The 14,006-nt window shown below is 68.7% G+C and carries 13 protein-coding genes; 11 read left to right on the top strand and 2 right to left on the bottom strand.

Annotated elements, in window-relative coordinates:
• The 10 genes from WBA97_RS25935 to WBA97_RS25890 form a co-directional block, all read left to right on the top strand.
• The coding region (locus WBA97_RS25935) for an FtsB family cell division protein (protein WP_424233530.1) at positions 1-443 on the top strand (443 nt) is incomplete at its 5' end.
• Positions 440-946, top strand: coding sequence for a DUF501 domain-containing protein (locus tag WBA97_RS25930; protein WP_424233529.1), 507 nt, complete (start codon positions 440-442; stop codon positions 944-946). The genes WBA97_RS25935 and WBA97_RS25930, both read left to right, overlap by 4 nt.
• Before the next feature lie 213 nt (positions 947-1,159).
• A complete protein-coding gene (locus WBA97_RS25925) occupies positions 1,160-2,428 on the top strand; it encodes a lytic transglycosylase domain-containing protein (protein WP_424233528.1) in 1,269 nt (422 codons plus the stop codon).
• 162 nt (positions 2,429-2,590) lie between these two features.
• Positions 2,591-3,544 (top strand): exopolyphosphatase, encoded by a 954-nt coding sequence (locus tag WBA97_RS25920; RefSeq protein ID WP_424233527.1) that lies wholly within the window; start codon positions 2,591-2,593, stop codon positions 3,542-3,544.
• A gap of 221 nt (positions 3,545-3,765) precedes the next feature.
• A complete protein-coding gene (locus tag WBA97_RS25915; protein WP_424233526.1) occupies positions 3,766-5,427 on the top strand; it encodes a peptide ABC transporter substrate-binding protein in 1,662 nt (553 codons plus the stop codon).
• Between the two features lie 64 nt (positions 5,428-5,491).
• On the top strand, positions 5,492-6,418 hold the full coding sequence (locus tag WBA97_RS25910) for an ABC transporter permease (RefSeq protein ID WP_424233525.1): 927 nt from the start codon (positions 5,492-5,494) through the stop codon (positions 6,416-6,418).
• Positions 6,411-7,373: an ABC transporter permease gene (locus WBA97_RS25905; RefSeq protein WP_424233524.1), complete on the top strand. Its 963-nt coding sequence runs from the start codon at positions 6,411-6,413 to the stop codon at positions 7,371-7,373. Before WBA97_RS25910 ends, WBA97_RS25905 begins: the two co-directional genes overlap by 8 nt.
• A 2-nt stretch (positions 7,374-7,375) precedes the next feature.
• The gene (locus WBA97_RS25900) at positions 7,376-8,392 is read left to right on the top strand and encodes an ABC transporter ATP-binding protein (protein WP_424233523.1); all 1,017 of its coding nucleotides are present in this window, start codon (positions 7,376-7,378) and stop codon (positions 8,390-8,392) included.
• Between the two features lie 106 nt (positions 8,393-8,498).
• Positions 8,499-9,518: an ABC transporter ATP-binding protein gene (locus WBA97_RS25895; RefSeq protein WP_424233522.1), complete on the top strand. Its 1,020-nt coding sequence runs from the start codon at positions 8,499-8,501 to the stop codon at positions 9,516-9,518.
• 26 nt (positions 9,519-9,544) lie between these two features.
• On the top strand, positions 9,545-11,254 hold the full coding sequence (locus tag WBA97_RS25890) for a S8 family serine peptidase (RefSeq protein WP_424233521.1): 1,710 nt from the start codon (positions 9,545-9,547) through the stop codon (positions 11,252-11,254).
• An 82-nt stretch (positions 11,255-11,336) separates the two neighbouring features.
• Here WBA97_RS25890 and WBA97_RS25885 read toward each other — a convergent pair whose 3' ends face one another.
• A complete protein-coding gene (locus WBA97_RS25885) occupies positions 11,337-11,522 on the bottom strand; it encodes a hypothetical protein (RefSeq protein ID WP_424233520.1) in 186 nt (61 codons plus the stop codon).
• Between the two features lie 127 nt (positions 11,523-11,649).
• A complete protein-coding gene (locus WBA97_RS25880; protein ID WP_424233519.1) occupies positions 11,650-13,113 on the bottom strand; it encodes a S10 family peptidase in 1,464 nt (487 codons plus the stop codon).
• 35 nt (positions 13,114-13,148) lie between these two features.
• Between WBA97_RS25880 and WBA97_RS25875 the strand changes: the two genes are divergently transcribed.
• A complete protein-coding gene (locus WBA97_RS25875; protein ID WP_424233518.1) occupies positions 13,149-13,844 on the top strand; it encodes a uracil-DNA glycosylase in 696 nt (231 codons plus the stop codon).
• The last annotated feature ends 162 nt before the right edge of the window (positions 13,845-14,006 follow it).

The following is a 14,006-nucleotide window of genomic DNA, read 5'->3' as shown; positions in this document are numbered from 1 at the left end:
GGCCACGGGACGGCAGGCCCGCGCGTCCGGTGTCCCCCGGGCGCACGGCCCGCGGCAGGACCGTGCGCGCGGCGGCCACCTTCGGGATCTCGACCACCCGCCGGGCCGCGGTCTTCGCGATCGTGTTCTGTGCGCTGGCGTTGTCGGTGGCGGTGCCGCTGCGCACCTACCTCGGTCAGCGTGACGACGTGGCGCGGCAGGAGCAGCTGAAGGCCGAGCTGCGGGAGCAGGTCGACGCGCTCGAGGCACGCAAGGCGGAGCTGGACGACCCGGCGCAGGTCGAGGCGGAGGCGCGGCGGCGGCTGCGGTACGTGATGCCGGGGGAGACGCCGTACATCGTGGAGCTGCCGGAGAACAAGGGCGGCGACCCGAAGGAACCGGAGCAGGACAAGGTGAAAGAGCAGTCGTGGTACCAGCTGCTGTGGAACGCGGTGTCGGAGTGAGCGGCGGGGCACCGGCGGTCAGTGAGGCCGATCGTGCCGCCGTCGCGGCACAGTTGGGCAGGGCGCCGAGGGCGATCCGCGAGGTGGCGTACCGCTGCCCGAGCGGGCACCCGGCGGTGATCAAGACGAGTCCCCGGCTGGAGGACGGCACGCCGTTCCCCACGCTGTACTACCTGACCTGCCCCCGGCTGACGTCGCTGACCAGCACGCTCGAGGCGAGCGGGCTGATGAAGGAGATGACCGCGCGACTCGCCGACGACGAGGATCTGGCCGCGGCCTACCTCGCCGCGCACCGGTCGTACCTGGCCGAGCGGAACGCGATCGAGCCGCTCGGCACGGACGTGAGTGCTGGTGGCATGCCCGGCCGGGTCAAGTGCCTGCACGTCCACGTCGCGCACGCGCTGGCGGCCGGGCCGGGCGTGAACCCCTTCGGCGACGAGACCGTCGCCTTGATGAAGGCGGACTGGCCATCGGGTGACTGCGCTGACCCGGACTCGCGGTAACTGGTAAACGGCAAGTTTCGCCCTCGGCCACCGGGCATACCTGAAAGGGCAACCAGGGGGCCCTATATATACGTCAGAGAGGCGGAAGGTTTCCGCTTGACCGTCGGATGACCCCTTTCCTGTGATGATGGTTCGTGAGACGGTGGCAGGCGAAACACAGGCTGCGACGGATGGCGACCTGTCCGTGAAACTCAGCGAAGGGGTTCGGTTCAGGTGAGTGCGGGGAACGGAAAGGCGGCCGAGCGGCGGTTGCGGAGACGCCGCAGAAAGCTCGCGGCGGCGACCAGCACCGTGTTGCTGGTGGCCGCGGCCGTCGCAGGTGAACCGATCAGCCAGGCCAGTAGCGCCACCCAGGTCGCGGGTGGTGTCGGCGACGGCCTGAACGGCATGACCGATCCCGGTTCGGTGAGCGCCTCCGGGCGCCTGGCCGAGGACGACGAGATCGGCGCCGACCTGCTCGACGGGGTGGACGACCTCGACAAGCTCCTCGATCTGGGGCAGGACGCACCGAGCGGCAAGCTCGGCATCAACGGCACCATGCTCGAGGCTTACCTGCAGGCGGCGGAGGAACTCGCGTCGGCCCAGCCGAACTGCAACCTCCACTGGTCGCTGATCGCGAGCATCGGCCGGATCGAGTCCAACCACGCGCGGGGCGGCCGCCTCGACGCCAAGGGCAACACCACGCCGAAGATCCTCGGCCCGGTGCTGAACGGCGGCGGTTTCGCCGCGATCCGGGACACCGACGGCGGCAGGTGGGACGGCGACGCCCGCTGGGACCGCGCGGTCGGCGCGATGCAGTTCATCCCGTCGACGTGGAACGGCTACGCGTCCGACGGCAACGGCGATGGTGAGCGCAGCCCGCACAACGTGTACGACGCGACGGTCGCGGCGGGCAAGTACCTGTGCTCCGGCGGCCTCGACATGTCGAACCCTCGGGACCGCGCGACGGCCGTGTTCCGCTACAACCACTCGAACAGCTACGTGGCGACGGTGCTGTCGTGGGCAGAGGCCTACGCGCGCGGCGTCGTGCCGATGGCGTCCGACCCGGTGCTTCCGGACACCGACGCGTTCGCGTCCGGCCCGCCGTCGATCGGCCACCAGCCGCCGAAGCCGACGCCGAGCACGAACACGCCGAAGCCGCCGAACACGTCGAGCCCGGGGCCGCAGCCGCCGACGTCGACGACCACGACGCCGACCACGCCGCCGTGCCTGTCCACGACGCCGACGACCTCGACGACCACGACGACACCGCCGACGTCCACGTCGACCACGACCACAACCACGACGTCGCCCCTGCCGGGCTGCGAGGTGACCCAGTCGCCGCTCCCGCCGTTGACGACGACGCCTTCGACCAGCGCGGTCGGCACGTCGCCCGACGGTGGTCCGTCCTCGAACTCGAGCAGTGCGGGCACCTTGAGCAGCACCTCGAGCGCCGCGGGTTCCTCGATCAGCACGTCGAGCTCGGTCGTGCCGACGTCCTGACTGTATATATGGGTGTACTGAACCGGGTCGGACCACAGGTCCGGCCCGGTTCTGCACTTCACGCCGGTGAAGAGCGGGCTCCGACGTTGTTCACCATCACGTCGAGGCCGCTGAACAACGCTGGTGGGAAGGCGATGTGGCGTTCGGCCTAGGCTGAGCGGCATGGCACGTGTTGCGGCGATCGACTGCGGAACCAACTCGATCCGCCTTCTGGTCGCGGATGTGACCGAGCACGACGACGGCACCGCCCACCTCCGTGACGTGCACCGGGAGATGCGGATCGTCCGGCTCGGCGAGGGTGTGGACGCGACGAAACGGCTGTCCGACGCGGCCATCGCACGCACGAGGGACGCACTCGCCGCCTACGCGGCGATCTGCCGCCGCAAGGGCGCCGAGCGGGTGCGCATGGTCGCCACCTCCGCCACCCGCGACGCCACCAACCGCGCCGAGTTCTTCGCCATGACCAAGGAACTTCTCGGCGTCGAGGCCGAGGTCATCACCGGTGACGAGGAGGCGCGGCTGTCGTTCATCGGCGCCGTCGGCGACCTCGAACCCGACGACGGGCCGTTCGTCGTGACCGATCTCGGCGGTGGGTCCACCGAGCTGGTCGTCGGTACGTGGGATGGCAAGAACGCCGAGGTCACCGGTGCGTTGTCCGTCGACATCGGCTGTGTGCGGATCACGGAACGGTGCCTGCGCGGCGATCCGCCGACGGAGAAGGAGATCGCGGCGGCCCGCGCGTTCGCCGCCGAGGTGCTGGCGCCCGCGTTCGACGCCGTGCCGATCGCGCAGGCGCGAACCTGGGTCGGTGTCGCGGGCACGGTCACGACCTTGTCGGCGATCGCGCAGGATCTGCCCGCGTACGACTCCGAACGCACGCACCTGTCCCGCCTTTCGCGCGACGCGATCGGCCGAACGGCCCAGCACCTGCTCGGTGCCACACATGAAGAGCGGGCCGCGATCCCCACCATCCACCCGGGGAGGGTCGACGTGATCGGTGGCGGTGCCCTGATCACGGAGGTGCTCGCGGAGCGGTTCGCGGACGCCGCCGGTATCGATGAGCTGCTCGTTTCCGAGCACGACATCCTCGATGGGATCGCGCTTTCCTTGCGCTGAAACGGCGCCCGGGCGCCCGTTCACCATGCGGTGCAAGGGAACGAACTGACCCCGCGATCGATAGCTGCGCGTCACCGCGCCGCTGCACTGCGTCCAGTTTGGTGCCTTTGCACGGAGATTGTGACTCCTTTGTGACGCCGGTGCGCCTGGGCGTGACAACTCCGGACCGTTAACGTCCTCTCACATTCCGGGAGGATGGCCAGTTTTGGAGGAGGACCCCCATGCGTAGACCGCGCTGGTTGGCGGCTGGAGTGATACCACTCGCAGCGGCACTCGCCGTCACGAGTTGCAGCAGTGGTGACGAAGGTGGCAGCGAAGAACCAGGTGCGGGCGGCGGTGATCCGGCCAAGAACGAGTCGGTCGAGATCTCCGTCTTCGGCAGTGAACCCGCGCGGCCGCTCGTGCCGGGTGACACCAGCGAGACCGGCGGCGGCAAGATCGTCGACGCGCTGTTCACCGGCCTGATGGACTACGACCCGGTCTCTGGCGAGGCTGGCCTCGCGAACGCGGAGTCCTTCGAGCTGACCGCGCCGGACGAGTACACGGTCAAGCTCAAGAAGGGCTGGACGTTCCACGACGGCACGGAAGTCAAGGCGCACAACTACATCGACGCCTGGAACTACACCGCGTACAGCCCCAACGGGCAGCAGCACGGGAGCTTCTTCGCCCAGATCGAGGGCTTCGCCGACGTGCACACGCCGGACCCGGACGGTCCGGACGCCCCGCAGCAGCCCGCGACCCCGAAGGCCAAGGAGCTGTCCGGCCTGACCGAGGTCAACGACTACGAGTTCAAGATCAAGTTCACGGAACCGCACGCGATCTTCAAGACCAAGACCGGCTACGCGGCGTTCATGCCGATGCCGGACTCGTTCTTCGCCGACCCCGAGGCGTGGAAGAAGAACCCGATCGGCAACGGCTCCTTCAAGTACGTGGCTCGGGTGCCCGACCAGGAGCTGCAGATCGAGCGCTACGAGGACTACAAGGGCGACGACAAGCCGAAGATCAAGAAGGTGAAGTTCGTCTTCACCGACGCGGACGCCGCCTATGCCGCGGTCAAGGGCAACCAGCTCGACTTCATCGACACCGCGCCGCCGCAGGCCATCGCGGGCAACGTGTGGGAGACCGACCTGCCCGGCCGCGCCAAGGCCTACCCGGTCATGGCGGTCCAGACCATGTCGTTCCCGGTCTACGACCCGAAGTACCAGAACGTCGACTTCCGGCACGCGGTGTCGATGGCGATCGACCGTGAGGCCGTCACCAAGACGATCTTCGAGGGCAACCGCAAGCCGTTGTCCGGTTACGGCATGGACCTGGTGCCCGGCTACGAGGACGGCGCCTGCGGCGAGTACTGCGAGTTCAAGCCGGACGAGGCGAAGAAGCTCTTCGACAAGTCGGGCTGGACCGGCCCCATCCAGATCACCAGCAACGCCGACAACGGCCACAAGGAGTGGATCGAGGCGGTGTGCGGGTCGATCCAGGAGACCCTGGGCGTCGAGTGCACCTTCGAGCCGGTGCCGCAGTTCAGCCAGGTTCGGCAGGCGATCGAGGCGCGGGAGATGGACCAGCTGTACCGGTCCGGCTGGCTCGCCGACTACCCGCTGATCGAGAACTTCCTGAACCCGATCTACCGCACCGGTGGCTCGTCGAACGACAACGGCTACTCCAACCCGGAGGTCGACGCGAAGCTCGCGGCGGCCGACAAGGCGGCGACCGAGGAGGAGGCGTACCAGCTCTACCACGAGGCGGAGGAGCTGGTCGCCGAGGACATGCCCGCCGTTCCACTGTGGAACACCCCGTCCATCAGCTGCTGGTCGGAACAGTTGACCAACGTGCGGCTGACTCCGAAGCGTGAGCTCGACCTTTCCTACGTCGAGGTCAAATAGCGCTGCGGGTGTGGGCCGGCTCCCCTGGACGGGGGCCGGCCCGCTCGGGGGTTAGGGAGATGCCATGGGGCGCTACGTAATTCGCAGGCTGCTGCAACTGATCCCGGTGTTCGTCGGCACCACGTTCCTCATCTACTTCCTGGTGTGGGCGGTGCCCGGCGACCCGTTCACCGGGATGTGTGGCGAGCGGCCATGCCCGCCGCAGTTCGTCGCGGCGATGACCGACAAGTACAACCTCGACGACAACGTCGTCGTGCAGTACCTGAAGTACATGGGGACCCTGCTCACCGGTGACTTCGGGCAGACCTACGCCGAGCAGTCGATCGGCGACATGATCGCGAACGCGGCGCCGGTGTCGCTGCGGCTCGCGGTGATCGCCGTGCTCATCGAGGCCGTCATCGGTGTCACCGCTGGCGTCGTCACCGGGCTGCGCGGGCGCGGTTTCCTCGACAACCTGGTGCTGGTGTCGACGCTGTTCCTGATCGCGATCCCCACGTTCGTCACGGGTTTCGTGATCCAGATCGTGCTCGGTTTCCAGCTGGAGATCCTGTCCCCGACCGTCTCGTCCGAGGCGACGTGGAGCGAGCTGATCATCCCCGGGTTCGTGCTCGGCAGCCTGTCCATGGCGTACGTGTCCCGTCTGACGCGGGCGTCGATCGCCGAGAACCGGCGCGCCGACTACATGCGCACCGCGCTCGCGAAGGGCCAGCCGAGACGGCGGATCGTCGGCGTGCACCTGCTGCGCAACTCCGCGATCCCGGTGATCACGTTCCTCGGCACCGACATCGGCAACCTGATGGGCGGCGCGATCGTCACCGAGGGCATCTTCGGCATCCACGGCATCGGCAAGCTCGTGTTCGACGGGATCAACGACAAGCAGGGCGCGATCGTGACCGGGGTCGTCGTGCTGCTGGTGCTGGTCTTCCTGCTGATCAACCTGTTCATCGACCTGATGTACGCCGTTCTCGACCCGAGGATCCGCTATGACTGATCCCACCACCGCCGCGGCGGCGACCGCGGCAGACCAGGGCGTCTCGGCATACGTGACCGCGCCGGAGCACCAGAGCGGGTCTCCCGGCAAGCCACGCAGCCTGTGGTCGGACGCGTGGCGGGACGTGCGCCGCCGCCCGCTGTTCATCATCGCGGGCGCGGTGATCCTGCTGTTGACGGTCATCGCGATCTTCCCGAGTTGGTTCACCTCGGTCGACCCGAACCACAAGGACCTGGACTTCTCGCGGCAGCCGCCGTCCGGCGACGCGTGGTTCGGCTACGACCTGCAGGGCCGCGACGTCTACGCCCGCGTGGTGTACGGCGCGCGGTGGACGCTGCTCGTCGGGCTCGCGGCGAGCGTGCTGACCGTGCTGATCGGCGGCCTGTTCGGCATCATCGCCGGATACTTCGGCCGGTGGGTCGACGGGCTGATCTCCCGCGTCGGTGAGGTCTTCTTCGGCCTGCCGTTCGTGCTCGGCGCGATCGTGATCCTGAACCTGGTGCGCAACGCGGAGGTCAGAGGCGCGTTGCCGATCGTGTTCGCGGTGGTCGCGTCGATCGCCGTGCTGTCGTGGCCAGTGGCGATGCGGATCATGCGCTCAGCGGCGATCGCGGCGAAGCAGCAGGACTACGTGAAGGCGGCGCGTGCGCTCGGCGCTTCGTCGTCGCGGATCATCTTCAAGCACATGCTGCCGAACTGCCTCGCGCCGGTGCTCGTGTACGGCACGATCGCGCTCGGCGCGTTCATCGGCGCGGAGGCCACGCTGTCGTTCCTCGGCATTGGCCTGCGCGACCCCGCCGTGTCGTGGGGCGTGATGATCTCCGACGCACGCAACTACGTGCGCGTCGCACCGCACATGCTGTTGTTCCCGGCGGGTTTCCTGACCGCGACCGTCCTGGCGTTCGTGATGCTGGGCGACGCGGTCCGCGAGGCCCTCGACCCGAAGTTGAGGTGAGCATGGCGGATCCATTTGAGCCGGGTGCCGTGCCGGACGGACCGCTGCTCGAGGTCGAGGACCTGTTCGTCGAGTTCCGCACCCGCGACGGTGTTTCGAAGGTGCTCAACGGCGTGAGCTACCACGTCGACGCGGGCGAGACGCTCGCCGTGCTCGGCGAGTCCGGCTCGGGCAAGAGCGTGACCGCGCAGGCGATCATGGGCATCCTCGACATGCCGCCCGCGGTCGTCACCGGCGGCGAGATCCGCTTCCATGGCGAGAACCTCCTCGCCGTGGACGAACAACGCCGCAACGACGTGCGCGCCGAGGGCATCGCGATCATCTTCCAGGACGCGCTGTCCTCGCTGAACCCCGTGTACACGGTGGGTTTCCAGATCGAGGAGCAGTTGCGGGTGCGTCAGGGCATGACCCGCAAGGAGGCCCGCGTCCGCGCGATCGAGCTGCTCGACCTGGTCCGCATCCCCAACGCGGCGCGGCGGGTGCGGCAGTACCCGCACGAGTTCTCCGGCGGCATGCGGCAGCGCGCGATGATCGCCATGTCGCTCGCGCTGGACCCGGAGGTGCTGATCGCGGACGAGCCGACCACCGCGCTCGACGTCACCGTGCAGGCCCAGATCATGGACCTGCTGAAGGAGATCCAGGTCGAGCGGCGCATGGGGCTGATCCTCATCACGCACGACCTCGGGGTGGTGGCGGAGGTCGCGGACCGGATCGCGGTGATGTACGCGGGGCGGATCGTGGAGCACGCGGACGCGGCGTCGCTGTACCGCAAGCCGGGACACCCGTACACGGCGGCGCTCATGGACTCGCTGCCGAGGCTGGACCAGAAGGGTTCGACGCTCAACACGATCAAGGGCCTGCCGCCGAGCCTGCTGAACATCCCGCCGGGCTGCCCCTTCCACCCGCGATGCCCTCGGGCCGAGGACCAGTGCAAGGTCGACGTGCCACCGGACCACCGGCTCGGGCTGGGCAGGACGTCGAAGTGCCATTTCGCGGAGGAGCTGGTGACCCGTGTCTGAGCGGAGCTTGCGGAGCGAAACAGCGGGCTCTGAGCGGAGCTTGCGGAGCGAAACAGCGGGCTCTGAGCGGAGCTTGCGGAGCGAGGCAGCGGGCTCTGAGCGGAGCTTGCGGAGCGAGGCAGCGGGCTCTGAGGATCCCATTCTCGAGGTCGTCGACCTGGTCAAGCACTTCCCGGTTCGGGTGGGCGTGCTGTTCAAGCACACGGTCGGGCACGTGCGCGCGGTCGACGGCGTCTCGTTCCAGCTGAACAAGGGCGAGACGCTCGGCGTGGTCGGCGAGTCCGGCTGCGGCAAGTCGACGCTCGCGCAGGTGCTGATGCGCCTCGAGCCGCCCACCAGCGGCACGGCCAGGTACAAGGGCCGCGACATCTTCGCCATGCGGGGGGCGGAGCTGCGGAAGCTGCGCCGCAGCATCCAGATCGTGTTGCAGGACCCGTACACGTCGCTCAATCCGCGCATGACCGTCGGCGACATCATCGGCGAGCCATTCGAGATTCACCCGGAAGTGGCCCCGAAGGGCTCGCGAGCGGGCAAGGTGCGGGAGCTGCTCGACGTGGTCGGGCTCAACCCGGAGCACCTCAACCGGTACCCGCACCAGTTCTCCGGCGGGCAGCGGCAGCGCATCGGCATCGCCCGCGCGCTGGCACTGCGCCCTGACGTGATCATCTGCGACGAGCCGGTGTCCGCGTTGGACGTGTCCATCCAGGCGCAGGTGATGAACCTGTTGGGGGAACTGCAGTCCGAGTTCGGACTGTCCTATGTGTTCATCGCGCACGACCTGTCCGTGGTGCGGCACCTTTCCGACCGGGTGGCGGTCATGTACCTCGGCAAGGTCGTCGAGATCGGCACCGAGGAACAGATCTACTCCCACCCCATGCACCCGTACACGCAGGCACTGCTGTCGGCGGTGCCGGTGGCCGACCCGGCCGTGCGCGGGCAGCGACAGGTCATCCGCCTCGAGGGTGACGTACCGAGTCCGGTGGATCCACCTTCCGGGTGTCGTTTCCGCACAAGGTGCTGGAAAGCGCAGGAGATCTGCGCGGAAGAGGTGCCCGATCTGGCGCCACGCGGTGGGGGGCATCCCAGCGCGTGTCACTTCGCTGAGGAAAGATCGGTCGTGCCCTGAGTTCGTGAACGGCGAGGAGGAAGTGCGTGAAACGGAAGTGGGTGCTGGCGCTGCCGGTGGTGCTTGGCGTGGCGGTGGTCGTGGCACCGACCGCCTCGGCACAGCCGGAGCTGTCCGGTAGGACGGTCGAGTACAGCGTTCTCGCGGCCGACGGGGCCGGCGTGCGTGCGGTCGGGAACGCGGTCGAGGCCGCGGGCGGCACGGTGACCCGTAGCAACGCGGCGGCCGGGCTGCTGACGGTGACCGCGCCGGAGAACGGTTTCACCGACCGGCTCGGCGCGGCGCGGGAGGTGCTCTACACGAGCAGGACCGTCGCGATCGGACACAGCCCCGAGGGGCGCAGGGTCGCCGACCAGGACGCGATCGAGAAGGAGAACCGGGGCCAGGGCCGTCACGGCAAGCGCAAGGGCGCGCCGGTCGGCATGGACCCGCTCGACGGGCAGCTGTGGGGCCTGTCCTCGGTGCGGTCGGACCTGGCGCGCACCGAGCAGCCGGGCGACAGGCGGGTGAAGGTCGGCATCCTCGACACCGGGGTCGACGGCTCGCACCCGGACATCGCGCCGAACTTCGACAAGTTGCTGTCCCGCAACTTCACACACGACATCCCGGTCGACGAGAACGGCAACACCGTCGACGGCCCGTGCGAGTTCAGCGGCTGCGTCGACCCGGCGAACTGGGACGACGGCGGCCACGGCACCCACGTGGCGGGCACCATCGCCGCCGCGGCCAACGGGTTCGGCATCTCCGGTGTCGCGCCGGGAGTGTCCATTGTGAACATTCGCGGTGGTCAGGACTCGGGCTCGTTCTTCCTGCAACCGGTGGTCGACGCGCTCACCTACGCGGGTGACGCCGGGCTCGACGTGGTGAACATGTCGTTCTTCGTCGACCCGTGGCTGTACAACTGCCAGGCCAACCCGGCCGACACGCCGGAGCAGCAGGCACAGCAGCGGACGATCGTGAAGGCCATGACCCGCGCGCTGAACTACGCCTCCCGCAAGGGCGTCACCCAGGTGGTGTCGCTCGGCAACCAGCACGAGGACAACGGCGCCCCGCACGACGACGAGACGAGCCCGAACTTCCCGGCGGGCAACGCACACGACCGCGTGATCGACAACGCCTCGTGCCTGGTGATGCCGATCGAGGGCCCGCACACGATCGGTGTCTCGGCGTTCGGCCCGTCGATGGCGAAGGCCGACTACTCCAGCTACGGCCTGGAGCAGATCTCGGTGTCCGCGCCAGGTGGTTACTACCGTGACTACTACGGCACGCCGGCGTTCATGACGAACGAGAACATGATCCTGTCGACGTACCCGCGCAACGTCGGCGTCGCGGAGGGCACGATCGACCCGGTGACGGGTGAGATCACCCCCGACGGTGTCGAGCTTGGTGTGCAGGAGGTGTGCCGTGACAACGTTTGCGGCTACTACCAGTTCCTGCAGGGCACGTCGATGGCCTCCCCGCACGCGACGGGCGTTGCGGCGCTGATCGTGTCCGAGTACGGCAAGTACCGGGGCGGCGGCGTCTACATGGACCCGGACGACGTGCAGCGCGTGCTCGAGAAGACCGCGTTCGAGCGCCCGTGCCCGACCCCGAGCACGGTCGACTACCTGGACGAGGGCCGCGACGACACGTTCACCGCGACGTGCGCCGGTGACGAGGAGTTCAACGGCTTCTACGGCCACGGCACCGTGGACGCCTTTGCCGCCGTCACCGAGGGCGGCAGGTACCTGCGCTGACCGGCTGACAATGACGATGACGATGACAATGACGATGGCCGCCGCGTCCACCCGGACGCGGCGGCCATCGTCGTGTGGAGGATCAGTCCGGCGCGACGGTGAAGGGGAAGTTGGTCCACCAACCCGCGATCACGTCGAAACGTTGCGGGTTGTCACCCGCCACGTGCCAGCCCGCCGGCGGTGTCAGACGTGCCTGGTGGGTGCCTGCCTGCACCTGGGCGATCGCGAAGCGCCCGTCGGCGCCGGTCGTGGCCTCGGCGATCGGCACGGCCGAGCCGTCGGCGAGGCCGGATACCCGGGCAGTCGACGGTCCCCGCGCCGCACGAACGGAGCGGGGACCGCGACCGCCATGCGTGACAATCGCTGTCGAGCCTAGCTGGCAGTGTGGCGCGAAGTCACCGGTTGGACGCGGAGCGCACGAATTCGGCGATGTCGTTCGACTGCTTGATCCGTGACGGCTCGTGGGCGTACATCATGTGCCCGGCCTCGTAGTACGCGACCTCGATGTTCGCCCGCAGCTCGGCGGGCAGCTGAAGGTGGGCCAGCACGTGCTCGGTGGCGAAGTACGGTGTGGCGCCGTCGTGGTAGCCCGATGCCACGTGCACCTTCAGGTGCGGGTTGGTGCGCATCGCGGTGCCGAGCCGGTCCGTCACCGTGACGTGGGAGTTCTCGAACTCCTTGTACGACCAGGCCTCGTTCGCGGTCTCGTTCAGCACCTCGTACGGGAGGTCGTTCGGGTACTCCAGTTCCGCGCGCACGTAGTGGTTGAGCGCGGCCGTGTACGCACCCATGAGCGCGTTGGACGCCGGGTCGTTCTCCCAGTGCTCGCGGCCGTAGTCCGGGTCCCAGCCGGTGAACCGGCCGTCGAGCCTGCCGACGACCTGCCTGCGGTGCCGCAACAGCTCGGTGTAGAACCGGACGTGCTCCACCCGCATGTCGACGCGGTCGACGTAGTCCTCGGAGAGGCCGGTGAGCGCGGCATAGCGGGCGACCGCCGCCGCACGCTCCTCTTCGGACAGTCGGCTGCCGCGCGAGAGGGCCCACGGGTAGTCGCGGGAGGCGAAGTCCTCCGCGTCGGCGAGCACGTCCGCGAGCTCGCGGTCGCCGTGCAGGCCGTGGTAGTGCGCGATCGCGGCGTAGGTCGGCAGGAACGTCACGTACGGCAGGTCGTTGCCGGTGGTGAAGTCGAGCGACGCGAAGTCGAGCACGGCGGAGATGAGGATGAGCCCGTTGAGGTACATGCCGCGCCGCTGCTGCAGGTGCTGTGCGAGCCCGCCCGCGCGGGTGGTGCCGTAGGACTCACCGGCGACGAACTTCGGCGACAGCCATCGGCCGTTGCGGGTCGTCCACAGGCGGATGACCTCGCCGACCGACTCGATGTCGGCCTCGAAACCGTGGTAGTCACCGGGTTTCTCGCTTTTCGCGGCACGTGAGTAGCCGGTGCCGACGGGGTCGATGAACACCAGGTCGCTGTGCTCCAGCAGGGACTCGGCGTTGTCGACCATGCCGTACGGCGGCGACGCGAGGGCGCCGGCGTCACCGGACACGACGCGGCGGGGGCCGAACAGTCCAAGGTGGAGCCAGACGCTGGAGGAACCGGGCCCGCCGTTGAACGCGAACGTCACCGGCCGCGTCGCGGCGTCGGCGTCGTCCAGTGTGTACGCGGTGAGGAACACCTCGGCCTTGGGCAGGTGCCCGTCGAACTTGCCTTCGGTGAGCACCTCCTTGCGCAGCACGACGCGGCCGGTCGTGGCCGTGTAGTCGAGCTTGCCCCTGGCGGTGGTGAGGGTGTGGGAAGTGGTGACGAGGTCGTCGGTCGGTTCCGGCGAGGTGCGCTCCTCGTCCTGAGTGTCTGCCATGGCCGCACCATACGTGTTTTGGCAAGCTTGGCGGAGTGTCGAACCTGGCCGACCTCGATCAGCGAGTCACCACCTGCCGCCGCTGCCCGCGTCTCGTCGAGTGGCGGGAGGAGGTGGCGCGGGTCAAGCGCGCGTCCTTCGCCGACTGGGACTACTGGGGCCGCCCGGTCCCCGGCTTCGGCCCACCGGACGCGAGGATCGCGATCGTCGGCCTGGCCCCCGCCGCCCACGGCGCGAACCGCACCGGCCGCATGTTCACCGGCGACCGCTCCGGTGACGTGCTCTACGCCGCCCTGCACGCGGTCGGCCTCGCCTCCCAGCCGACGTCGACCCACATCGGCGACGGCCTCGAGCTGTACGGCGTGCGGATCACCGCGCCGGTGAAGTGCGCCCCGCCTGCGAACAAACCGACCCCGGCCGAACGGGACAACTGCCGCCCGTGGCTCGCGGAGGAGCTGGCGCTGCTGGCGCCCACGCTGCGCGTGATCGTGGTGCTCGGCGGGTTCGGCTGGCAGGCGCTGCTGCCGGTCCTGTCGACGGCGGGCTGGCGCATCCCGTCCCCACGACCGAGGTTCGGCCACGGCGTGACCGTGCCACTGGACGGGCCCGCCCCGCTCACTCTGCTGGGCTGCTACCACGTGAGCCAGCAGAACACCTTCACCGGCAGGCTCACCCCGGCCATGGTGGAAACCGTCCTGACCGCCGCGAAGCGCATCGCGGGCCTTCCGTGAGCCAGGTTCGCCACAGAGAGTGAAGCATTCGGCTCGACCAGGAGTGTTCCGCAAAGTTGAGGCGCTCCACGTGTTGCGGAACACCACGAAACGTGGAACGAACGAGGCGGAGCGGGTGACGTGAGGATGCTGTCGTTCCCCCAAAGCCGTCACTCGATAGGT

Origin of the sequence: Actinophytocola sp. (genome assembly GCF_049647105.1) — a bacterium.
Classification (GTDB): Bacteria; Actinomycetota; Actinomycetes; order Mycobacteriales; family Pseudonocardiaceae; genus Actinophytocola.
This window is presented reverse-complemented; position numbering and strand designations above follow the sequence as displayed.